The sequence below is a fragment of the Streptomyces sp. NPDC042201 genome, from assembly GCF_055582185.1.
On record NZ_JBVJDS010000021.1, the window covers coordinates 35,054 to 55,674 of the forward strand.

The following is a 20,621-nucleotide window of genomic DNA, read 5'->3' on the forward strand; positions in this document are numbered from 1 at the left end:
AAAAATTCAGCACCCTCTACACGTGGAGAAAGAATTCCAGTGAGCTCGACCAATCGCACCGTGGTCGTCACCGGTATCGGCGCAACCACACCGCTGGGTGGCGACAGCGCATCGACCTGGGAAGGTCTGCTCGCGGGCCGTTCCGGCGTGCGGCCCCTGGAGGGCGAGCGCTTCGCCAGCCTGCCGGTCCGTATCGCTGCCGTCGCGGCGGTCGACCCGGGCGATGTACTGCCTCGTCCGCTCGCCCGCAGGCTGGACCGCTCGGCGCAGTTCGCGCTGATCGCGGCCCGGGAGGCCTGGGCGGACGCGGGTTACACCGCCAAGGCCGGCGAAGACACTTCTGTCGACGCCGACCGGCTCGGGACCGTGATCGCCTCCGGCATCGGCGGCGTGACCACCCTGCTCGACCAGTACGACGTGCTGAAGGAGCGGGGCGAACGCCGCGTCTCCCCGCACACCGTGCCGATGCTGATGCCGAACAGCGCCGCGGCCAATGTCAGCCTGGAGGTGGGCGCCCGCGCGGGCGTGCACACCCCGGTCTCCGCCTGCGCGTCGGGCGCCGAAGCCGTCGGCTACGCCGTGGAGATGATCCGTACCGGCCGCGCCGATGTGGTCGTCGCCGGCGGTACGGAAGCGGCCATCCATCCGCTGCCCATGGCGGCGTTCGCCAACATGATGGCGATGTCCAAGAACAACGACGAGCCCGCCAAGGCCTCCCGCCCGTACGACAAGGGCCGCGACGGCTTCGTCATGGGTGAGGGCGCGGGCATCCTCGTCCTGGAGTCGGCCGAGCACGCCGCGGCGCGCGGCGCGCGGGTCTACTGCGAGGTGCTGGGCCAGGGCCTGTCGTCCGACGCCCACCACATCGCGCAGCCCGAGCCCACCGGCCGCGGCATCGCCAGGGCGCTCCAGAACCTGCTGGACTCGACGGACCTCAAGCCCGCCGAGATCATGCACCTCAACGCGCACGCCACGTCCACCCCGCAGGGCGACGTCGCCGAGATCAAGGCGCTGCGCCGGGTCCTGGGCGACGATCTGGACCATGTCGCCGTCTCCGCCACGAAGTCGATGACCGGTCACCTGCTGGGCGGCGCGGGCGGTATCGAGACCGTGGCGTCGGCCCTCGCGCTGTACCACCGCACGGCCCCGCCGACCATCAACCTCGACGACCTCGACGACGAGGTCGACGCGGATGTCGTACGCGGCGAACCCCGCGCGCTCCCGAGCGGCACGATCTCGGCGATCAACAACTCGTTCGGCTTCGGCGGCCACAACGTGGTCCTGGCCCTCCGCACGATCTGACCCACCGCCAACAGCTCGTCCCACCACGCACAACGCCCGGCCAGGGTCTCCCCCGGCCGGGCGTTTGCGTGCCCTCACCGATTCAGTTCGCCGACCCCGGTCCGGCTGATGCCGCATCAGTGTGAGTAGGAGTACTCACTCTGCCGGCCAAGCCCAGTCCGTAAAATCATGGTCGTTGCCATGGTGAACGATGAGAAGAATGTGGGGGTGGGGAGGCATGGCCTCTTTTGCGGCGGAGTGGGCGCAGGTGAAGCGGGAAGCATCTGCTGAGTCCGGGATGCGCCTGGCGAGAGCTGACGGGAGCCACGGCCCGGGCGGGACGAAGTTGAGCAAGGCCGCGTGGACCGCGGCGGCGAACAGCGTTGGCTTACTCAAGGACGACATCAAGAAAGCGCGGACTGCGCTGGAGCAGGGACAGCGTCGTGCGGCGGGCAACGCCGAAGGTGTGGAGAGCGCGGTGGCCCAGCGGGAGGTCTACCAGTCCTGGAAGCGCTATCTGGACGATGTGAGCGGCAGGTGCGGTGGGCTCCAGGAGCCGCTGGAGAAGGCGGGCCACGACGAGTACAAGAACGACCAGGCCATCGTGAGCGCGTTCGGCAAGCTGGGCGACCGGTACGAGGACACACCCGCGACCGGTGGCCAGAGCCGGGGCCGGTGAGTCCGAGCGATGGACTTCGCAGCACTCAAATCCCTCAAGCTCTCCGAGTTCGAGGACGCGGCGGACGGGTTCCGCTCGACCAGCGGCATGGCGAGTCAGGCTAAGGACACCCTGGAAAATAAGATCACCGCCGCGATGCGCAAGGCTCTTGCGGGTGAAGCCGTGGACGCGGCCGTCGGGGAACTCCAGGACCTGTCGAAGAACTTCCATTACATCCAGGTCGAATGTGGTCTGGTCAGCACGGCCCTCAACGCGTGCGCCTCCGACATGCAGTCGGCCAAGAGGAAACTCGATGCGGCCGTCGCGGACGCGCAGGCCAGGAAGTTCACGGTGAGGTCCGACGGCTCGGTCAGTTACCCGGCGGCGGGCGACAAGGTCGACGGTGCGACCCCGAAAGGCGGTACGGCGGGGGGCACCACTGACGAGACGGCCAACGCGATCAACCGCCAGGCGGCCGGCTTCGACCCCAACCCGAACTACGCCTACGCCCAGGAGTGCGCCGACCGCATCGCCGAGGCCCTCAAGGAAGCGACGGAAGCCGACCAGAAGTGGGCCCCCACGCTGCGGAAGCTGAAGGCCGACGACGACCTGACCGTCTCCGACAAGGACTGGGCGGATACCCAGAAGGACATGGCCGGCGTCCGGAAGGGAGCCGAACACTACCTGGACGGCATCAAGCTCCCGCCCCGGAACGGCGATCCCGCGGATAACGCCGAGTGGTGGAAGAGCCTCACCGACGATGAGCGGGCCGACTACATTTCCATGCACCCCGACCGGGTCGGCGCGTTGAACGGTCTCCCGGCAGATGTCCGCGACGAGGCCAATCGCACCGTACTGAACGAGAAACACGGCGAGTACAGGACGCGCCTGGAGTCGATGCCGCCGGAGCCTGAGCCCAAATATTTATCCGTCGGGCCCAAGCCGAACGGATACACCGCCGAGTGGCGCGAGTGGAATGAGAAGTACGGGGATGAGCGGAAAGAACTGCAGTCAGCCCTGAACGGGATGGACGCGATCCAGAAGCGCTTCGACAGCACCGGCGAAGATGGCCTGCCCGAAGCATTCCTGCTGGGCTTCGACCCCGAGGGCAAGGGAGACGGAAAGGTCATCCTGGCCAACGGCAACCCGGATACGGCTGACCACACGGCAGTATTTGTGCCCGGCACGAGCACGGACTTGGGCGGCATCGGCGGCAACCTCAACAAGAGCGACAACCTATGGAAGACGAGCTCCAGTTTGGCTCCTGGCGACGAGGTATCCACCATCACCTGGTTCGACTACGACGCTCCTGACAACATCCCGGAGGCCACGCACGACAAATATGCGGAGAAAGCCGGACCCGCTTTCCGTGATTTCCTCGACGGCAATCAGACCGCGCACCAGTACGCCACGGGAACCACAGCGCATACCACTGCCATCGGCCACAGTTACGGCAGTACGGTCATCGGGGACGCGGCCAAGTCCGGCACGTGGACAGACGGCCCGCTGGCCGCCGACGATGTGCTCGTGGCCGGCAGCCCGGGCATGCAGGCGGACCGCGCCGCCGACCTGGGCATCAAACCCGACCACATGTGGGCCATGGGCGCCGGAGGTCTCGACAATGTCGTCCGGGAAGGTGGCCGGGGCATGGGGCTCGGCGACAACTGGACCATTCCCACCGATGAATCGTTCGGCGGGAATGTCATGCAGTCGGATGCCGGAGATCACAGCGCCTATTGGGACATGGACGGCAACGGAAATGCCTCTGTCAGCCTGAAGAACCAAGCACGCGTCATCGTAGGCGACTACAAAGGTGTGACACTTGAGTGAATTTGTGTCCGGGTCGCTGCGGCGGACCCGGCGTTTCCCGCTATCGGTCTGTGTTGTAGCCGCCTCGTTGATTCTGATGGGATGCTCCTCTGTGAACAGTGACGGGCTCGATTACAAGCCGGAAGTGCGCGCGGTGGCACCTGCCAAGGAGGAGGTCAACAAGATTTCCAGCAGTCTGATTGACTGGATGAGCATCAAAGGAAAGGTCAGCGGGCCGGGAGCGGGGGTCAGCGTCTGCGAAGCAGTCGACCCCGACTTGAAGACGCACTACACGATCTATCATCCGTGGTCGATCTACGACCTGAACAAGGGAACGTTCGCGGAGGCGATGCAGAGCCTCCGCGAACAGTTGCCAAAACACGGCTGGGACATCACAAAGGACGGCGAGACGAAGTCCCGCGCGAAGAACCCGGAGATCGTGGCGGTGAACCCCACGTCCCATCACACGGTGCAGATCGAGTGGGCCAGGGAGAGGTCCGGAGACCTCAAGGAGTTGATCAGCATCAGCATCACCTCCCGTTGCTATCGCGCCCCTGAGGGAACCGACCTTCACTGACCTGGACAGGAGACGCCGGACTGCCTGCGACGACCACCCGATCGGGTGAACCGGGCTGAAGCTGACGGTCCAACCCCCCAGGCCGTCAGCTGTCGAAGCTCGCGAAGTAGGACGCCGCCATGTCCTCGTCGCCGTGGCCCTGGGCTTCGGCGCGGTGGAAGCGTTCCGCGCCGGCGGCCGCGAGGTCCATGCGTACGCCCGCGTCCGCGCCGGCCTGCACGATCAGGCGGGCGTCCTTGCCCGCTGTGGTGACCGAGAAGTTCGGGGCGTAGTCGTCGTTGAGGATGGCGGCGGACTTGGTGCGCATGTAGCCGCAGTCCAGGGGGCCGCTGATGGCCTCCAGGAAGTGCTGCGGGTCCACGCCCAGGCCCTTGGCCAGGGAGAGGGCCTCGGCCGTGCCGTGGTTGACGACCAGGACCCAGCTGTTGCAGACGAGTTTGAGGCGGGTGGCGGGGCCGGAGGCGGCGTCCTCGCCGAGCCAGACGGTGTGCCGGCCGATGGCGTCGAGGACGGGGGCGAGCGGGGCGTGCGCCTCCTCGGGGCCCGCGGCCAGCACCATGAGCTCGCCGCTCTCGGCCGGGGCCTTCGTGCCGAGTACGGGCGCGTCGATGAAGACCAGCCCCTGCTGACGGGCGAGATCGGCCATGGAGGCGACAGCCTCGACGCCCGCGGTCGTCGACTGGAGCCAGAAGGCGCCGGGGCGCAGGGCGGGTCCTGCGGCCTCCATGACCTCCAGGGCGGCCGGCCCGTCGTACAGCATGGTGAGGACGACATCGGCGCCGGTCACGGCCTCGGCGGGGGTGCCGGCGACATGCGCGCCGTCGGCGGCGAGGGGTTCGGCCTTGGCGGGAGTGCGGTTCCAGACGCGGACGTCGTGTCCGGCGCGGCAGAGGTTACGGGCCATCCCGGCGCCCATGATGCCGGTGCCGAGGACAGCTACGGTGAGTTGATCAGCCATGGGACCACGGTAGGACGCCGTGGCCCGGTGCGCTCAGACGACTTGGTGCAACCAGCGGACCGGGGCGCCCTCGCCCGCGTACCGGAAGGGCTCCAGCTCGTCGTCCCACGGCTTGCCGAGCAGCTTGGCGACCTCCGCCTCCAACTGGGTCTCGCCCTGCTGGGACCGCGCCAGAGCGGCGCGCAGCCGGTCCTCGGGGATCAGGATGTCACCGTGCATTCCGGTGACGGCGTGAAAGATACCCAGGTCGGGCGTGGCGCTGTACCGCTCGCCCTCGGCGGTGGGGCAGGGCTCGGCGGTCACCTCGAAGCGCAGCATCTGCCAGCCGCGCAGGGCGGAGGCGAGTTTGGAAGCGGTACCCGGCTGGGCCTTCCAGGAGACCTCGGCCCGCCAGGTGCCGGGCGCGGCGGGCTGCCGGATCCAGTCGAGCTGGACCCGCAGGCCGAGCACGCCTGCCACCGCCCATTCGACGTGCGGACACATCGCTCGGGGTGCGGAGTGAACGTACAGAACTCCACGTGTCGTCACCGGGACCTCCAGTGTGGGACGAGGTTCGCCTTTCCCAGCGGCCTCAGTAAACAGCATCGGGAGAGAAACTCCGCAAAAGGGACAGCATGTGACGTGATGTAATTTACCGGAGTCGAGGGGATCAGGCGCCTCTGGTTCGACGTGGGAAAAGCTACCGTGCGCCGGGGGGCCCGGGGTGACGTACCGTCGGTCCCGGCGCCGATATGCGCGAAGCTTTCACTCGCCAGGACGCCGCCGGATGCCTGAAGACGCCACACTTCGTCAGAGGACACCAATGGGGAGGGTCGTGATGCGGGAGAGCCGCCGGAGCGGAAGCCGGAATCCTGGCCGGAACCGGAGCCGCCGGTCACGCGCCGGCGTCGCGGCGGTGACGGCGGTGGTGCTCGCCGGGGCCGGCGCCCTGGCCGGCTGCGACTCGGCCGGATCCGCGGACTCGGCGGCGAAGCGGGCGGGACCGTCCCCGCGCCCCACGCCCGACTGGGACCGCAGCCCGGCCTCGGTGGCCGCGGTGGGTGACTCGATCACCCGCGGCTTCGACGCCTGCGCGGTGCTCGCGGACTGCCCGGAGGTGTCCTGGTCGACCGGTACGGACAGCACGGTGCGCAGCCTCGCGCTACGGCTCCTCGGCGCGCCCGCGGTGACGGAGCGCAGCTGGAACCACGCCGAGTCCGGGGCGCAGATGTCCGATCTGCCGGGCCAGATGGCGCAGGCCGCGCAGCGCGACCCCGAGCTGGTCACGGTCATGGTGGGCGCCAACGACGCCTGTCAGGACACGGCGGAGCAGATGACGCCGGTCGCCTCGTTCCGCGCGTCGTTCGTGGCGTCGATGCGTCAGCTGCGGGCCGGGGCGCCCAAGGCGCAGGTGTACGTGTCGAGCGTGCCGGACCTCAAACGGCTCTGGTCGACCGGGCGGGTCAATCCGCTGGGCCGGCAGATCTGGAAACTGGGGATCTGCGCGACGATGCTCGGGGACGCGCAGAACATGAGCGAGCGGGCGCAGAAGCGGCGGAACATGGTGTACGACCGGATCGTGGCGTACAACGACGCGCTCAAGGACGTGTGCGCGAAGGACCCGCGCTGCCGGTACGACGGCGGGGCGGTCTTCGACTTCCGGTTCACCGGCGAACAGCTGAGCCACTGGGACTGGTTCCACCCCAGCAAGAACGGGCAGGGCCGGCTGGCTGAGATCGCGTACCGCAATGTCACCGCGGCGGCGCCCCCTTCGTGACGGGGCGTAAGGTGCTTGCCGTGACTGTCATGAACACGGAACGCGTTGGGGTGACCGCTGAGGGTACACCCGTCCACCGATGGACCCTCGAACGGGCCGGTACCCGGCTACGTCTGCTGACGTACGGCGGTGTCGTGCAGTCGGTCGAGGTGCCCGACCGGGACGGGACCGTCGACAATGTCGCGCTCGGCTTCCCCGATGTGGAGGGCTATCTCGGCTCCCGGGGGCCGTATTTCGGCGCGCTGGTCGGCCGTTACGCCAATCGCATCGCGGGCGCAGCCTTCACGCTGGACGGCACCACCCACCGGCTCGCGCGCAACGACGGGCCGAACAGCCTGCACGGCGGCGAGCGGGGCTTCGACCGGCGGGTGTGGGACGCGGAGCCGGACGGCGACCACGGGGTGCGCCTGTCACGGATCAGCCCGGACGGTGAGGAGGGCTTCCCCGGCCGCCTCGATGTCTCGGCGACGTACGCGCTGGAGGCGGACGGCGCGCTGCGGATCGACTACCGCGCGGTGACGGACGCCCCGACGCCCGTCAATCTGACGAACCACACGTACTGGAATCTGGGTGGCGCGGGCAGCGGCAGCGCGACCGGGCACGAACTGCGGATCGCGGCCGGCCGGATCACCCCGGTGGACGGCGCCGCCCTGCCGACCGGTGAGCTGACGCCGGTCGAGGGCACGCGCTTCGACTTCCGCGAGCCGCGTCCGGTGGGCCTCGGCTACGACCACAACTTCGTCCTGGACGCGCCGGGACGGGCCGGGGAGCCGCCGGCGGCCGAGCTGTACGACCCGGTCTCGGGCCGGGTCCTGACGGTCACGACGACGGAGCCGGGAATGCAGCTGTACACCGGCGACCACTTCGACGGAAAGCCGTACGGCCCCGGCGCCGGCATCGCGCTGGAGACGCAGCACTTCCCGGACTCCCCGAACCGGCCCGCCTTCCCGAGCACGGTGCTGCGGCCCGGTGAGGTGTACGTGTCGACGACGACGTACGGGTTCGGCGTGCGCTGACAGGGACGCACGGTACGTGCGTACGGCCCCGGCGCGGCGTCAGGTACACGCGTACGGCCCGGGCGCGGCGTCAGGTCCGCACCGGGGCCGTACGTTTCGCTACGCCCGCGCGTCGACCGTGGCGCTCAGCCGGCGGTCGGCGACCGAGCGGCCGGCCTGGACCTCGTACGCGCCGGGGACGAACGACCAGGAGCCCGACTCCTCGTCCCAGATCTCGAAGGCCCGCCGCCGCAGCGGGATCCGCACCTCGACGGTCTCCCCCGGGCCCGCCTCGACCGAGGCGAAGCCGGCCAGCCACCGGGCCGGGCGCTCCACCGCGCCGTCCACCGCGTCGTCCACCGGCGCCAGATAGATCTGGACGACCTCGCGGCCCGTACGGACACCGGCGTTCCGCAGCCGCACCCGGGCGTCGGACGTCGTGGCCGCGATCGTCTCGTACTCCCAGTCGGTGTAGCCGAGGCCGTGGCCGAAGGGGTACGCGGGGCTCGCGCCGGCCCGCTCCCAGGCCCGGTAGCCGATGAACACGCCCTCGGTGTAGTGGAGTTCACCGTCGGACGGGGTGGTCGCCGAGACCGGCACGTCCGCCAGGGCGACCGGCCAGGTGGTGGGCAGCCGGCCGCCGGGCTCCTCCGCGCCGAGCAGGACATCGGCGAGGGCGGCCCCGCCCTCCTGGCCGGGGAACCAGCTGAGCAGCACCGCGGCCACGTCCTCGCGCCACGGCAGCTCCACCGGGGAGCCGGTGTTGACGACCACGACGGTGTTCGGGTTGACCGCGGCGACGGCCCGTACGAGATCGTCCTGGCGGCCGGGGAGCTTCAGGTTCTCGCGGTCGAAGCCCTCGGACTCGACGCTCTCGGTGGTGGCCACCACGACGACCGCGGTGCCCGCGGTACGGGCGGCCTCGACGGCCTCCGCGATCAGCTCGTCGGGGTCGTGCCGCGGGCCGAGGTGGAGGAGGGAGAGGGCGACGGCCTTGATCGGGGCGTCCGGCATTTTGTGGACGGTGTGGTGGAGGGAGACCTCGACGCGCTCGCCCTCGACGAGTTCGGCGCGGGCGCGCTCCACCGGGGCGCCGAAGAACGCCTCGAACGGGTCGCCGGCCGCGCGGGGCCCCTCGGAGCCGTCGAAGAGGACCTCGCCGCCGACGGTGAGGACGAAGCCGCCCAGACCCCGGGTGCCGAAGGTGTGCTCGCCGCTCTCGCGCGGGGTGAAGCTCCCCGTCAGCTCGATGGTGTGCAGCTCGTCGTGGGTGACGCCGTCGGGCAGGTCGCTGCCGGCCCACTGCACCCTGCCGCCGGGGACCGAGGCGGTCCCGAGGACCCGTCCGTCCGCGGCCCGGCAGACGGCCCTGAGCTCGAACCCCTTCTCCGCGGGGCCGACCTCACCGCTGGGGTCGGCGCCGATGGAGTAGGTCAGGGCGCCCTCGGGCAGGGCCGCGGTGAGGCCGTCGAGCGGGGAGACGATGTGGTCGGGGAAGACCACCGCGGAGCCGCCGCCGAGGACCCGGGCGTCGCGGGCCGCGGCGCCGATGAGCGCGACCGTGCCGGTCCTCTCCGGGTCGATCGGGAGTGCGGGGTGCCCGTCGCGTACCTCGTTGCGTACGAGGACGAAGGAGCGGCGGGCTATCTCGCGGGCCAGGGCCTCGCCGTCGACGGGCGCGGGAGGTTCGGTGACGGCGGCGGGGGCGCCGTCCAGGATGCCCACCCGGGCGGCGAGCCGCAGCACATTGCGTACGGCCTCGTCGACGGCGGACTCCGCCGCCTCGCCGGCCCGCACGGCGGCGGCGAGCGCCTCGCCGTACACGGTCCGCGGTCCCGGCATCGCGACATCGAGGCCGCCGAGCAGGGCGCCGACGGTGGAGCGGGCGGCCAGCCAGTCGGAGACGATGTAGCCGTCGAAGCCCCACTCGCCGCGCAGGACGTCGTTCTGCAGATAGCGGTGTTCGGTCATCGTCGAGCCGTTGACCTGGTTGTACGCGGCCATGATGCCCCACGGGTGGGCGTTGGCGACGATGGTCTCGAACGGGGCGAGATAGAGCTCGCGCAGCGGGCGCGGGGCGACGATGTTGTCGACGGTGAAGCGGTCGGTCTCGGCGTCATTGGCGACGAAGTGCTTGACGGTGGTGCCGACGCCGCCGTCCTGGACGCCCAGGACATATCCGGTGCCGATCTCGCCGGTGAGGTACGGGTCCTCGCTGTACGCCTCGAAGTGACGGCCGCCGAGCGGCGAGCGGTGCAGATTCACGGTCGGCGCCAGCAGGACGTGCACGCCCTTGCGGCGGGCCTCCTGGGCGAGCAGCCGGCCGGCCCGGCGGGCCAGACCGGGATCCCAGGAGGCGGCGAGCGCGGTCGGCGACGGCAGGGCGACGGAGGGGTCGTCGGCGGTCCAGCGGACCCCGCGGACCCCGATCGGCCCGTCGGACATGACCAGCGACGCCAGCCCGATCTCGGGGAGTTCAGGCAGGGACCACATGTCCTGGCCGGCCAGCAGCCGGGCCTTGGCGTCCAGGTCCAGCTTGCCGAGCGCCGCCTCGACAGCGGCGTTGCGGGCCTGCTCGGCCCGGGTGTCGGATGCGCCTGCCACAGCCGTACCTCCTCGTCGAGTACCGGTGAATGGTGACATGGACAGGATCTGGGCGCCATGGTCATCCACCCCCTCCGGAGGCGATACTTCCGCCACCCGACGGAAGGAATCCCGTGAGACTCATGAGGACCAAGGGCCGGATACGTGTACGCCCGGACCTGCTCGGACTCGTCCTGCTCACCTCCGCCGCTCTCACCCTCGCGGCGCCACCGCCGCTCGCCACCGCCCAACCGGGGCCCTCGGCCGCGGCGTTCACCGTCGAGGAGCAGCGCCTCGACCGGGCCGTGCCGCAGGAGATCCTGCGGCGCAGCGGCTTCGACGCGGTGGCACCGGACTTCGTCAGGTCACTGCGGAGCGCGGACTCGTACGCCGAGGCCGAGCGGGCTGTCGTACGGCAGGGCGGGCGGCTGTGGCAGCGGGCGGTGGACCGGGCGCAGGGGCGGGGCCCCGCACGCGGCGATCTGAGCCGGGACGACGACCGGCCGCTGTACTGGGCGCGGCTCGCGATGACCCGTGAACTGCGCGCGTGGGAGCCGGGGTTCGGGCTGTCCGACTCCGCGCGGGCAGGTCTGCTCGGGAAGCTGGAGCGCTCGTCGCGCGGCCAGGACTCGCTGACCTTCCCGGCGCGCGGCGGCGGCCACGACCGTGGCATCAAGCGGATCGTGGTGACGGGCTTCGACCCGTTCACGCTGGACCGCGACATCCGGATCAGCAATCCGTCGGGGGCGACGGCGCTGGCGCTGGACGGCACGGTCATCAGGACCGCCGACGGGCCGGCCCGCATCGAGACGGCCGTCTTCCCGGTCCGCTGGCAGGACTTCGCCGACGGCACGGTGGAACAGGCCCTGCGCCGGCCGCTGTCCCAGGCCGACCTGTTCACGACGGTCAGCCAGGGCCGGGTGGGCCGGATCGATGTGGAGCGGTTCAACGGCGCCTGGCGCGGCGGGTTCGGGGACAACGACAATGTCTCGGAGACCGGGCTCGTGCCGGTCGGTGATCCGGCGTCGCAGCCGCAGTGGACGGTGACCAGCCTGCCGTATCCCGCGATCGTGGCGGCGGACACCGGCCGGTTCCCGGTGTACGACAACACGTCGGTGACCGAGGTCCCGGCGGGCGCGACCGCGCCGGTGGTACGGCCCGACGGGCCCACGCCCGGTTCGGCGGCCCGCGCGGGCGGCGGCGGGGACTATCTCTCCAATGAGATCGCCTACCGGGCGACCCTGCTCCGCGACCGGCTGGGCCGGGACATCCCGGGCGGCCATGTGCACACGCCGGTACTGGAGTTCGGGGCGGGGAACACCGACCCGGCGACCGGGACCGTGACGGATCCGGCGTTCGTACAGAACCGGCTGGACATCATCGCCCAGCTCCGGTCGATCATCACCGTGGCGGCGGAAGCCTCCTGAGGAAACGACACCGCCGCCGGATCCGATACGGCTCCGGCGGCGGCGTCATGTCCTGGACTACTGCTGCCCGCTCTTGCCCAGGGAGAGCGTCGCTCCCGGCGGGCGGGGGCCGTCCTCGTCGTCCCGGTCCTCCTCCGGCGCCACCAGATCGCGGGCCATCAGCGTCGCGCCCGCCACCGCGCCCGGCATCAGGAAGACCGCCACGAGCGGCACGAGAAAGGCGAGGGTCAGCGGGACACCGAAGCCGAGGACGAGCATGCGGCGGCCCCTGAGCAGGACGAGGCGCTCCTTCAGTTCGATCCGGCGCCGCTGGAGCGCCACCGCCGTCAGCTCCTCCGTCAGGAAGAAGCCGGAGACGCAGAAGCCGAGCACGGGGATAACGGTCTGCCCGACGACCGGTATGAAGCCGAGCGCGAAGAGCAGGACGCCGTACAGCGCCACCCGCGCCAGGATCCGCAGGCTGTCCCGGGTGGAGATCCACAGCTCCCGCCAGAACGACAGTCCCGACTCGGGGACGTCACCGCCCTCGGAGCGGTCGACCTCCTCCGAGAGCGACTCGTAGAAGGGCTGGCCGACCAGCAGGGTCACGGCGGTGAAGGTGATGACCGCGAGAAAGAGCCCGAGGACGAAGAGCAGCGCGGTGAGGAAGCCGCGGAACAGACCGAGCCAGGGCGAGGACCAGTCGTCGGCGAACGGCGTCGCCCAGGCCGTCAGATCGTCGGCGCCGTAGCCGAGACCGATCAGCGCGCCCGCGTACAGCACCAGCGTGACCAGACCGGGCAGCAGCCCGAATCCGAACCAGCGGCCGCGGCCGACGACCCAGCGCTGGCCCTTCATCAAGTACCCGAAGCCCGTCCCGAGATCACGCATGGGGTTCACCCTACCGGCCGATCGCCGACGCCTCTTGAAGTCGGGGAGCACAACCTGTAGACCCTGCTTACCGATCTCCGCCGATCACCGTCGATCGCCACCGATCATTTTTGATCAGTTCCGCCATCCCGGAGGTACCACGCATGGGGATACCCAGACCTGTTCTGCTCACCACCGCCGTCACAGCGGGGGCGCTGCTGCTCGCCCCGCTCCCCGCCTCCGCCGTTCCCGGCCGTGCCGACCCCCGGCCGCATCACGTCCGTGACAGCGGGGCCCAGGACTCCGCGGCCGGCAGGACCGGCCAGGCGTCCGCCGCCGCCCCCCTCGCCGCGCTCGGCACACCCGGTCCCGCGCTGCGCAAGGACGGCGGCTACCCCCGCCGTACGGTCCTCGAAGCGCCGCCCGAGAACCCCGCCGACAAGTCGATCAAGCTCGGTCTGACTCCGTATCACGCACTCGCCCCGCGCCTCAACGCCCTCCAGGAGCTGGGCAACCGCGTCAGCGTGGAGGTGGCGGGACGCTCCGCCGGCGGGCACGACCTGTATCTCGTCACCGTCACGGCGCCCGAGACCGAGCGGGAGGCCCGCGAGCAGGACCGGATGCGCGAGCGGATCGAGGACTTCCCCGCGGCCGCCGCCAAGGACCGCGGTATCAAGTCCGGCTACAAGACGCCGGTGTTCATCAACAACAACATCCACGGCAATGAGTGGGAGGGCACCGACGCCGCGCTGAAGCTCATCGAGGAGCTGGCGAAGGCGAAGGACGGCAGGACAAAGGATCTGCTGGCCAAGAACCGGATCTATCTCAATGTCACGTCCAACCCGGACGGCCGGATCGCCGGAACCCGCCCCAACGCCAGTGGCTTCGACCTCAACCGCGACTTCATCACCGCCTCGCAGCCCGAGACGCGCGCCGTCCGGCAGATCGCCATCGACAAGCAGCCGGCCGTCATGCTCGACCTGCACGGCTACGTCAACGGCACGCTGATCGAGCCGACGACCCCGCCGCACGGCGAGAACTACGAGTACGACCTCTTCCTCAAGAACTCGTACGCCAACGCCCTCGGCATGGAGAAGGCGGTGAACGATCTCGGCTACACGCCCGCGAAGGACGGCGTCCAGCCGCCCGTCATCCCCTTCCGCGACCAGCAGGAGGGCTGGGACGACTGGCCGCCGATCTTCACCCCGCAGTACATGGCGTTCCAGGGCGCGGTGGCCACGCACACCATCGAGATCCCGCTGAGGGTCAACGGCACCGACTACACCAACCTGCCGGTCGAGGAGCTGCGCCGCAGGTCCGCCATCAACACCGACATCGCGGGCGCCGCGATGCGCGCGGCGCTCGGCTACACGCTGGACCACCGCGCGTCGGTGATCGCCGATCAGATCGAGACGTTCCGGCGCGGCGCGGCGGGCGAGGCCCAGCGCCCGGTGTCCGAGGAGACCGTGCCGGGCGTACCGGGCATCGGTCCCGAGGATGTGTACACCACGGAGTTCCCGCGGGCGTATGTGATCCCGGCCGGCGGCGGACAGCGCTCGGCGCCGGCGGCGGCCCGGCTGGTGGACCATCTGGTCGCCAATGACGTACGGGTGGAGCAGGCGCGCAGCGGCTTCCGGCTCGCGGGACGTTCGTACCCGGCGGGCTCGTACGTGGTCGACATGCACCAGCCCAAGCGCGGTGTGGCCAATGTGATCCTGGCCGCGGGCCGTGACATCAGCGCGGACGTCTCCACGATGTACGACATCTCGGGCTGGAGCCTGGGGCTGCTGTGGGGCGCGAGCGTCGACACGGTGCAGAAGGTCACCGGCGGGCTGGACATCGCGGGCCGTACGGTCCAGGCGGCCTCGCCCACCGGATCCGTGGCGGGCCACGGCGATCTGCGCCTGCGCCTCGACGACCCCAAGGAGCTGGCCGCTCTCAACTCCCTGCTCGGCCAAGGCGTGAAGGTACGCCGGGCGGCGGACGGCGCGGCGATCGTGCCGTCCTCGGCCCGCCGTCAGGCCCGTGTCCTCGCCGACCGTTACGGCGTCGTCTTCGCCGCCACGAAGGAGAAGGGGACCGGGTCGCTGCACCGTACGCGCGTCGCGGCCGCGGTGACCGCGGGCGAGCAGTTCGCGCTGCGCGAGATGGGCTTCGAGGTGCTGCCGGTGTCGACCGCGACGCTGAACGCGGGCTTCGACTGGTCGGCGGCGGACGTGCTGTACGTCTCCTCCGGTCTGCAGTACGGCGGTCTGAACCCGGCCGCCCGCGAGGCCCTGGACGGCTTCCTCGACGGGGGCGCGGGACTGGTCGCGCTCGGTTCCGCCGGGGCGGCCTTCAACACCGCCGCCGGACTGCTCACCGCCACACCAGTGGCGGGCAACGGCGACGCCAACGGCGTGGTGCGGGTGGCCAACGCCGGCGGCCGGATCACGGGTGGCGCCCCGGCGCACACCTTCGTCTACTCGCCGCTGTGGTTCACCGGTCTGGGTACCGGAGTGCGGGTGGAGCAGTCGTACGGCACCGGCAATCCGCTGGTCTCGGGCCACTGGCGGGCGAACGAGAACGGCTCGGGCGGCCCGGCGGACGCCGCGGGCAAGCCCTCGATCGTCAGCGGTACGTCCGCGCAGGGCACGCCGGTGGTGCTGTTCGGCACGGAGCCGCTCTTCCGTGACCACCCCAAGGGGGCGTTCGCGCAGCTGGGACGGGCACTGCTCGGTTCCGCCAAGTAACCGGGCGCCCGTGACCGGCCACACGTAACCGGCCGGGCGCTCGAAAACCCGAGGGCCGGACCCCGCGTGGGGTCCGGCCCTCGGTCATGCTCAGCGGTGCGGGCGGTCAGACGACGGAGAGCTCGACCTTGATGTTGCCGCGGGTCGCGTTGGAGTACGGGCACACCTGGTGCGCCTTCTCCAGCAGCTCCTTGGCGGTCGCCGCGTCCACGTTCGGGATGGAGGCCGAGAGCTCGACCTCCAGTCCGAAGCCGCCGGCCTCGGACTTGCCGAAGCCGACCTTGGCGGTCACGGTCGAGCCGGAGATGTCGGCCTTCGCCTGGCGGGCGACGACACCGAGCGCACCCTGGAAGCAGGCGCTGTAACCGGCGGCGAACAGCTGCTCCGGGTTGGTCCCGGCGCCACTGCCACCCATCTCCTTGGGCGGGTTGACGACTACGTCGAGCTTGCCGTCGTCGCTGGAGACGCGGCCGTCACGGCCGTTCTCGGCGGTGGCGACGGCGGTGTAGATGACATCGATCTTCTGGATGGTCATGCGGTGCATTCCTCCTGTTGTACGCCGCGGTTCGCGCCCACGGACCGCAGCGGCCTGGCGTCGAGCCTAAGCGATGTCCCAATGCCCTGTCCGGGTCCGGCTCTTGTCCGGACCCGGCTGTTGTCCGGATCTAGCCGTTGAGCGTAACGATCATCTTTCCGGTGTTCTCGCCGCGCAGGACCCCGAGGAAGGCGTCGAAGCCGTTCTCGATGCCCTCGACCACGGTCTCGTGGTATTTGAGCTCGCCGGAGGCGAGCCAGCCCGCGATGTCCTTGACGAACTGCGGCTGGAGCGCGAAGTGATCACCGACGAGCATGCCCTGCAGACGCAGCCGCTTGCCTATGACCAGGGCGAGATTGCGCGGGGCCGGGGACGGCTCGGTGCTGTTGTACTGCGCGATCATGCCGCAGATGGTGGCCCGGCCGTGAAGGTTGAACGAAGAGAGCGCGGCCTCCAGATGGTCACCGCCGACATTGTCGAAGTAGACGTCGATGCCGTCGGGCGCCGCCTCCTTGAGCTGATCCTTGACGGGCCCGTTCTTGTAGTTGAAAGCGGCGTCGAAGCCGTACTCCTCGACGAGCAGCTTGACCTTCTCGTCGGAGCCGGCCGAGCCGATCACCCGGGAGGCGCCCTTGATCCTGGCCAGCTGGCCGACCTGGCTGCCGACGGCTCCGGCCGCGCCGGAGACGAAGACCGCGTCCCCCTCCTTGAAGGAGGCGACCTCGAAGAGCCCCGCGTAGGCGGTGAGGCCGGTCATGCCGAGCACACCGAGGTACGCGGAGAGCGGCGCGAGCGAGGCGTCGACCTTCGTACCGCGGCCGGCCGGGAACTCGGCGTACTCACGCCAGCCGAGACCGTGCAGGACATGGTCCCCGACCTCGAAGCCCTCGGCGCGCGAGGCGATGACCTCGCCGACCGCGCCACCGTCCATGGGCTGGTTCAGCACGTAGGGGGGTGCGTACGACTTCACATCGTTCATCCGGCCCCGCATATAGGGGTCGACCGAGAAGTGCAGATTGCGGACCAGGATCCGGCCCTCGCCCGGCTCGGTCACCGGGACCTCGCGCAGAGCGACGTCTCCCGGCTCGGGCCAGCCGTGCGGGCGGGCGGCGAGATGCCAGGCACGGCCGGACGCGGGAAGTGCGGTCATGGTGCGGAGCCTCCTCAGATAGTCCTTCGGCGGTGAACCGCGAGAAAAAGCTTCACTGCCTGAAACAACCATGCTCCTAGATATTTCATGTTGTCAAGTAACTGGGTACGCTGGTGCCCATGGCCACTTCGCGCACGGACCCCCTGACCCTCGAGGTCGTCGAACTCATCGGCACCGTCGTGGCCCGCTACTACGAGGAGTACGAGCAGGCCGCGGCGGAGCACTCCCTCACGGGCGCTCAGGCGCGCGTGCTGGGGCTGCTCTCCGTAGAACCTATGCCCATGCGCCGGATCGCGCGGAAGTTGAAGTGCGAGCCGTCCAATGTCACCGGCATCGTGGACCGGCTCGAAGCGCGCGACCTGGTGGAGCGGCGCCCGGACCCGGCCGACCGCCGGGTGAAACTGGCCGCGCCCACCGAGAAGGGCCTCGCGACCGCCGCGCAGCTGCGGGACGCGCTGGGCTTCGCCCGCGAGCCACTGGCCGAGCTGTCCGTGGAAGAGCGCCAGGTGCTGCGCGATCTGCTCAAGCGGATGCTGGGCGAGAGCGTGGTGTAGCGCCTGGCCGACGCCGGCCGGAGCGGGGCTCCGGGCCTCGGGTCACCAGCAGAACCAAATGATGATGGTGCAGGTCTCGGTCGGCTCCGGCGCGGGTGGGGGCGGGGGTGGCGGGGGCTCCGGGGTCGGGGCGCCCGGCGTGGGCTGCCCCGTCGGGTCGGCGGGACCGGTCGTCCCCGAGCTGGGGTCGCCGGGCCCTGGCGAGTCCGACGCCGTAGCACTGGCGCTCGGGCCGACGGAGGACGACGCGGACGCCGCCGGGGGGCCCGACCCGCCGGAACCGCCCGGCTCGCCGGTGGCGGCCGGGCTCGCCGATCCGCTCGCACCGGGGCTGGGCGTCGCCACGGGGCCGGGATCGTCGGGGGCGACGGGGCGTTCCGTGTCCTGCGGTCCGCCCTCGAAGTCGACGGGCGTCTCCTCCTTCACGGAGGTGGCCTGGTTCTTGCGCGGCGCTTCCAGGGCCAGCTCGGCCAGGCTCAGCACGGCCGCCGCGAGCACCACACCGAGCGTGCCGATGAGTATCCGGCGGCCCCGCTTGCTGCGCGCCCGGCGCGGCCGGGTACGGCGTGTCGACTTACGGCGTGCGTTCTTACGGCGCGCGGCCGCACGCCCCTGGGACGGGTCGCGCTCCGGGTGGTGACCGATCAGGCCGAAGTCACCCTCCGGCGCTCCCTCGTACCCGTCGTGATCACGGTCGCCCCGGTTGTCCTGGCCCGGGTGGCGGCTGTGGTGCGACCCGGGCGGGACAGAGGTTTGCTGCCGCAGCTCCTCGGCGGGGGTTCCGCATCCGGCGCAGGTCAGCGCGCCGTTGAGGTGCCGTCGGCACTGGTAGCAGTAGTCCATGGCGCCCGCAGAGTATGCGGCGGCGGCGCAACGCGGATAGCCGAGACTGTGAGGATCGTGTGTGGAATGCCGACTTCCGTGTGTGTCGGCCCGCGCGGGGCGCGGCGGGCAGGATGGCGGTATGACCATCAATGGGCCGTTCGGGCCGCTCGACTTCCAGCTCGTACTGCTGCGCCGGATGGCCGATCACCAGCCGGAGCTGGTCGATGAGGCGCGGCGTGAACTGGGCGTGTCCCTGGCCGGCATGCGCGAGGCCAACCGCCGCTGGCAGGCGATGGCGCGCTCGCCACGGGCAGGCGGCACGCTGGCCCGCTACCGCTCCGTGCTCGGCGCCCCTGAGCTGACGTTCCGGCGGGTGATCGGCGATCTGGAGTGCGACGCCCTGCTGTGGCCCGTACCGCTCTGGCCCGATCTGCGCTTCGAGGTGATGGCCGCGCCCGGCGGGGCCGTATGGAACGAATGGCTGGTCCGCGCGCCGGGGGCGGCGAGCCCTGCGCTGCGTACGGCCGAGGACCTGCGCCCCTGGGCGTACACCGTGGACGAGGTCGCGCGGGCCTTCCCGCCCGCCCGGCCGACGGAGGGCACCGCCCCGACCCGGATGGGGCTGGCGTTCACCCTCCCCGACGGCGAGCCCCGCGTCGCGGAGTTCACCTGGGGGCTGTTGCAGCGCTGGTCCGCCCGGGCGTCCTAGTACCCCGCTCGACACCGGTTCGCAGGTCCGCGAGGACGGTTTCTGACGGACCGTCAGCTCGATACGCCCGACCGGCGTAGCCCAGCGCGCGCGGCGGGCCTCGTCCGCGCACGATGCGAACAGGGCCGGCGGCCGCCGGTGAACCACATCAGCGCTCTCGGGAGAACCTGCCGTGACCGTCAGCATTGACCAATTGCGCCGTTGCCATATCGCCGTCGACCTGGGGGCCGCCAGGACCCGGGTCTTTGTGAAGGGCGCCGGACTCGTCGTCGACGAGCCGAGCGCCGCCGCCGTGAACACCCGCACCGGCGCGCTCATCGCCGTCGGCTCCCTCGCCGAGCAGATGACCGGCCGTACCCCCGACTACATCCGCGTCGCCCGTCCGGTCACCGGCGGCACCGTCGTGGACATCGAGATGGCTCAGCGGATGCTCCGCCTTCTCCTCGGCGACAAGCTCCGCCGTCAGCTGCGCCGTAAACCCCGGCTGCGGGCTGCCGCCACCACGCCGCACGACAGCGACCCGCTCGCCCAGCGCGCCGCCGTGGAGACCCTGGTCGGCCTCGGCGCGCGCCGGGTCGAACTGGTCGACACGCTGATCGCGGCGGCCGTCGGCTGCGGACTGCCGGTGGAGCAGCCCACCGCCACCATGATCCTGGTGTGCGGCGCGGCGACCACCCAGGTCGCGGTGCTCTCGCTCGGGTCGATCGTCACCGCCCTGCGGATCCCGGTCGGCGGCAACGCCATCGACCACGCGGTGATCCAGCACCTGCGCCACCAGCACGAACTGCTGCTGCCCAGCCATGCCGTACGCCCCCTGCAACTCGCGCTCAGCAACAACGGCCTCAGCCCGCACGGTCCCGCCACCACCGAGATCCACGGCCGGGACGTGGCCACCGGCATCGCCCGTTCCGTGCTCGTGAACACCGCGGCCGTACGGGACGCGATCTACACCCCGCTGACCGCTGTCCTCGACGGCATCGGCAAGGTGCTCCGCGACTGCCCGCCCGATCTGGTGGCCGACCTCGCCGACCGCGGGATCATGATGGTCGGCGGCAGCGCGCTGCTGCCCGGCCTCGACACGATGCTGCGCGACGCGACGGGCATGCCGGTGACCATCGCCGAGCGTCCCGATGTCTGTGCCGTGCTGGGCCTCGGCGCGATGCTGGAGGGACAGGTCCAGCCGATGGTCCTGAACCCGCTCTCCCAATCCACCTGAGGGCGGG

General features: G+C 70.8%; 18 protein-coding genes. 11 read left to right on the top strand and 7 right to left on the bottom strand.

The features are described 5' to 3' along the window. Positions 1-39: 39 nt before the first annotated feature. From fabF to ACZ6MZ_RS33345, 4 genes are all read left to right on the top strand, one after another. Positions 40-1,302 (top strand): beta-ketoacyl-ACP synthase II, encoded by a 1,263-nt coding sequence (fabF, locus tag ACZ6MZ_RS33330; protein WP_389784183.1) that lies wholly within the window; start codon positions 40-42, stop codon positions 1,300-1,302. Positions 1,303-1,519: 217 nt separating this feature from the next. Continuing rightward, a complete protein-coding gene (locus ACZ6MZ_RS33335; protein ID WP_469356266.1) occupies positions 1,520-1,960 on the top strand; it encodes a hypothetical protein in 441 nt (146 codons plus the stop codon). 9 nt (positions 1,961-1,969) lie between these two features. After that, the gene (locus ACZ6MZ_RS33340) at positions 1,970-3,769 is read left to right on the top strand and encodes an alpha/beta hydrolase (protein ID WP_469356268.1); all 1,800 of its coding nucleotides are present in this window, start codon (positions 1,970-1,972) and stop codon (positions 3,767-3,769) included. After that, complete coding sequence (locus ACZ6MZ_RS33345; protein ID WP_389784179.1) at positions 3,762-4,325, top strand: hypothetical protein; 564 nt, start codon at positions 3,762-3,764, stop codon at positions 4,323-4,325. The genes ACZ6MZ_RS33340 and ACZ6MZ_RS33345 overlap by 8 nt, the downstream gene beginning before the upstream one ends. Positions 4,326-4,410: 85 nt before the next feature. Here ACZ6MZ_RS33345 and ACZ6MZ_RS33350 read toward each other — a convergent pair whose 3' ends face one another. Both ACZ6MZ_RS33350 and ACZ6MZ_RS33355 read right to left on the bottom strand, forming a co-directional pair. After that, positions 4,411-5,283 carry an NAD(P)-dependent oxidoreductase gene (locus ACZ6MZ_RS33350; RefSeq protein WP_469356270.1) on the bottom strand — a complete coding sequence of 291 codons (873 nt, stop codon included), beginning with the start codon at positions 5,281-5,283 and terminating at the stop codon, positions 4,411-4,413. Between the two features lie 33 nt (positions 5,284-5,316). Then, positions 5,317-5,811, bottom strand: a complete 495-nt coding sequence (locus tag ACZ6MZ_RS33355) for a DUF3145 domain-containing protein (RefSeq protein WP_384183898.1) — start codon at positions 5,809-5,811, stop codon at positions 5,317-5,319. A gap of 289 nt (positions 5,812-6,100) precedes the next feature. Between ACZ6MZ_RS33355 and ACZ6MZ_RS33360 the strand changes: the two genes are divergently transcribed. Beyond that, complete coding sequence (locus tag ACZ6MZ_RS33360; protein ID WP_469356272.1) at positions 6,101-7,039, top strand: SGNH/GDSL hydrolase family protein; 939 nt, start codon at positions 6,101-6,103, stop codon at positions 7,037-7,039. Positions 7,040-7,068: 29 nt separating this feature from the next. Then, a complete protein-coding gene (locus tag ACZ6MZ_RS33365) occupies positions 7,069-8,055 on the top strand; it encodes an aldose epimerase family protein (protein WP_469356312.1) in 987 nt (328 codons plus the stop codon). A 99-nt stretch (positions 8,056-8,154) separates the two neighbouring features. On the opposite strand, the gene ACZ6MZ_RS33370 is transcribed toward ACZ6MZ_RS33365, so the two are convergent. Beyond that, on the bottom strand, positions 8,155-10,677 hold the full coding sequence (locus tag ACZ6MZ_RS33370) for a beta-glucosidase (RefSeq protein WP_469356274.1): 2,523 nt from the start codon (positions 10,675-10,677) through the stop codon (positions 8,155-8,157). A gap of 83 nt (positions 10,678-10,760) precedes the next feature. Between ACZ6MZ_RS33370 and ACZ6MZ_RS33375 the strand changes: the two genes are divergently transcribed. Beyond that, positions 10,761-12,044, top strand: coding sequence for a pyroglutamyl-peptidase I (locus tag ACZ6MZ_RS33375; protein ID WP_389784429.1), 1,284 nt, complete (start codon positions 10,761-10,763; stop codon positions 12,042-12,044). 57 nt (positions 12,045-12,101) lie between these two features. On the opposite strand, the gene ACZ6MZ_RS33380 is transcribed toward ACZ6MZ_RS33375, so the two are convergent. Beyond that, complete coding sequence (locus ACZ6MZ_RS33380) at positions 12,102-12,914, bottom strand: EI24 domain-containing protein (RefSeq protein WP_469356276.1); 813 nt, start codon at positions 12,912-12,914, stop codon at positions 12,102-12,104. A gap of 143 nt (positions 12,915-13,057) precedes the next feature. Here ACZ6MZ_RS33380 and ACZ6MZ_RS33385 point away from each other — a divergent pair, with 143 nt between their 5' ends. Further along, on the top strand, positions 13,058-15,625 hold the full coding sequence (locus ACZ6MZ_RS33385; RefSeq protein WP_469356278.1) for a M14 family zinc carboxypeptidase: 2,568 nt from the start codon (positions 13,058-13,060) through the stop codon (positions 15,623-15,625). Between the two features lie 106 nt (positions 15,626-15,731). Here ACZ6MZ_RS33385 and ACZ6MZ_RS33390 read toward each other — a convergent pair whose 3' ends face one another. Together ACZ6MZ_RS33390 and ACZ6MZ_RS33395 are read right to left on the bottom strand one after the other, a co-directional pair. Next, entirely contained in the window at positions 15,732-16,160 is a 429-nt protein-coding gene (locus ACZ6MZ_RS33390) for an organic hydroperoxide resistance protein (protein ID WP_384183911.1), read from the bottom strand. Positions 16,161-16,290: 130 nt separating this feature from the next. Beyond that, a complete protein-coding gene (locus ACZ6MZ_RS33395) occupies positions 16,291-17,310 on the bottom strand; it encodes an NADP-dependent oxidoreductase (RefSeq protein WP_469356280.1) in 1,020 nt (339 codons plus the stop codon). A gap of 119 nt (positions 17,311-17,429) precedes the next feature. Here ACZ6MZ_RS33395 and ACZ6MZ_RS33400 point away from each other — a divergent pair, with 119 nt between their 5' ends. Next, entirely contained in the window at positions 17,430-17,864 is a 435-nt protein-coding gene (locus ACZ6MZ_RS33400) for a MarR family winged helix-turn-helix transcriptional regulator (protein WP_469356282.1), read from the top strand. A 42-nt stretch (positions 17,865-17,906) separates the two neighbouring features. Here ACZ6MZ_RS33400 and ACZ6MZ_RS33405 read toward each other — a convergent pair whose 3' ends face one another. Further along, positions 17,907-18,707 (bottom strand): SCO2400 family protein, encoded by an 801-nt coding sequence (locus tag ACZ6MZ_RS33405; protein WP_389784165.1) that lies wholly within the window; start codon positions 18,705-18,707, stop codon positions 17,907-17,909. A gap of 121 nt (positions 18,708-18,828) precedes the next feature. On the opposite strand from ACZ6MZ_RS33405, the gene ACZ6MZ_RS33410 reads away from it, so the two are divergent. Together ACZ6MZ_RS33410 and ACZ6MZ_RS33415 are read left to right on the top strand one after the other, a co-directional pair. Next, complete coding sequence (locus ACZ6MZ_RS33410) at positions 18,829-19,398, top strand: hypothetical protein (RefSeq protein ID WP_469356284.1); 570 nt, start codon at positions 18,829-18,831, stop codon at positions 19,396-19,398. A gap of 172 nt (positions 19,399-19,570) precedes the next feature. Beyond that, positions 19,571-20,614, top strand: coding sequence for a rod shape-determining protein (locus tag ACZ6MZ_RS33415; protein WP_384183923.1), 1,044 nt, complete (start codon positions 19,571-19,573; stop codon positions 20,612-20,614). Positions 20,615-20,621: the final 7 nt, after the last annotated feature.

Excerpts from the sequence above, each read along its gene's own strand:
- ACZ6MZ_RS33335 (WP_469356266.1), top strand. The coding sequence starts at position 1,520 with ATGGCCTCTTTTGCGGCGGAGTGGGCGCAGGTGAAGCGGGAAGCATCT.
- ACZ6MZ_RS33340 (WP_469356268.1), top strand. The coding sequence starts at position 1,970 with ATGGACTTCGCAGCACTCAAATCCCTCAAGCTCTCCGAGTTCGAGGAC.
- ACZ6MZ_RS33350 (WP_469356270.1), bottom strand. The coding sequence starts at position 5,283 with ATGGCTGATCAACTCACCGTAGCTGTCCTCGGCACCGGCATCATGGGC.
- ACZ6MZ_RS33360 (WP_469356272.1), top strand. The coding sequence starts at position 6,101 with ATGCGGGAGAGCCGCCGGAGCGGAAGCCGGAATCCTGGCCGGAACCGG.
- ACZ6MZ_RS33365 (WP_469356312.1), top strand. The coding sequence starts at position 7,069 with ATGAACACGGAACGCGTTGGGGTGACCGCTGAGGGTACACCCGTCCAC.
- ACZ6MZ_RS33370 (WP_469356274.1), bottom strand. The coding sequence starts at position 10,677 with ATGTCACCATTCACCGGTACTCGACGAGGAGGTACGGCTGTGGCAGGC.
- ACZ6MZ_RS33375 (WP_389784429.1), top strand. The coding sequence starts at position 10,761 with ATGAGGACCAAGGGCCGGATACGTGTACGCCCGGACCTGCTCGGACTC.
- ACZ6MZ_RS33380 (WP_469356276.1), bottom strand. The coding sequence starts at position 12,914 with ATGCGTGATCTCGGGACGGGCTTCGGGTACTTGATGAAGGGCCAGCGC.
- ACZ6MZ_RS33385 (WP_469356278.1), top strand. The coding sequence starts at position 13,058 with ATGGGGATACCCAGACCTGTTCTGCTCACCACCGCCGTCACAGCGGGG.
- ACZ6MZ_RS33390 (WP_384183911.1), bottom strand. The coding sequence starts at position 16,160 with ATGACCATCCAGAAGATCGATGTCATCTACACCGCCGTCGCCACCGCC.
- ACZ6MZ_RS33395 (WP_469356280.1), bottom strand. The coding sequence starts at position 17,310 with ATGACCGCACTTCCCGCGTCCGGCCGTGCCTGGCATCTCGCCGCCCGC.
- ACZ6MZ_RS33400 (WP_469356282.1), top strand. The coding sequence starts at position 17,430 with ATGGCCACTTCGCGCACGGACCCCCTGACCCTCGAGGTCGTCGAACTC.
- ACZ6MZ_RS33405 (WP_389784165.1), bottom strand. The coding sequence starts at position 18,707 with ATGGACTACTGCTACCAGTGCCGACGGCACCTCAACGGCGCGCTGACC.
- ACZ6MZ_RS33410 (WP_469356284.1), top strand. The coding sequence starts at position 18,829 with ATGACCATCAATGGGCCGTTCGGGCCGCTCGACTTCCAGCTCGTACTG.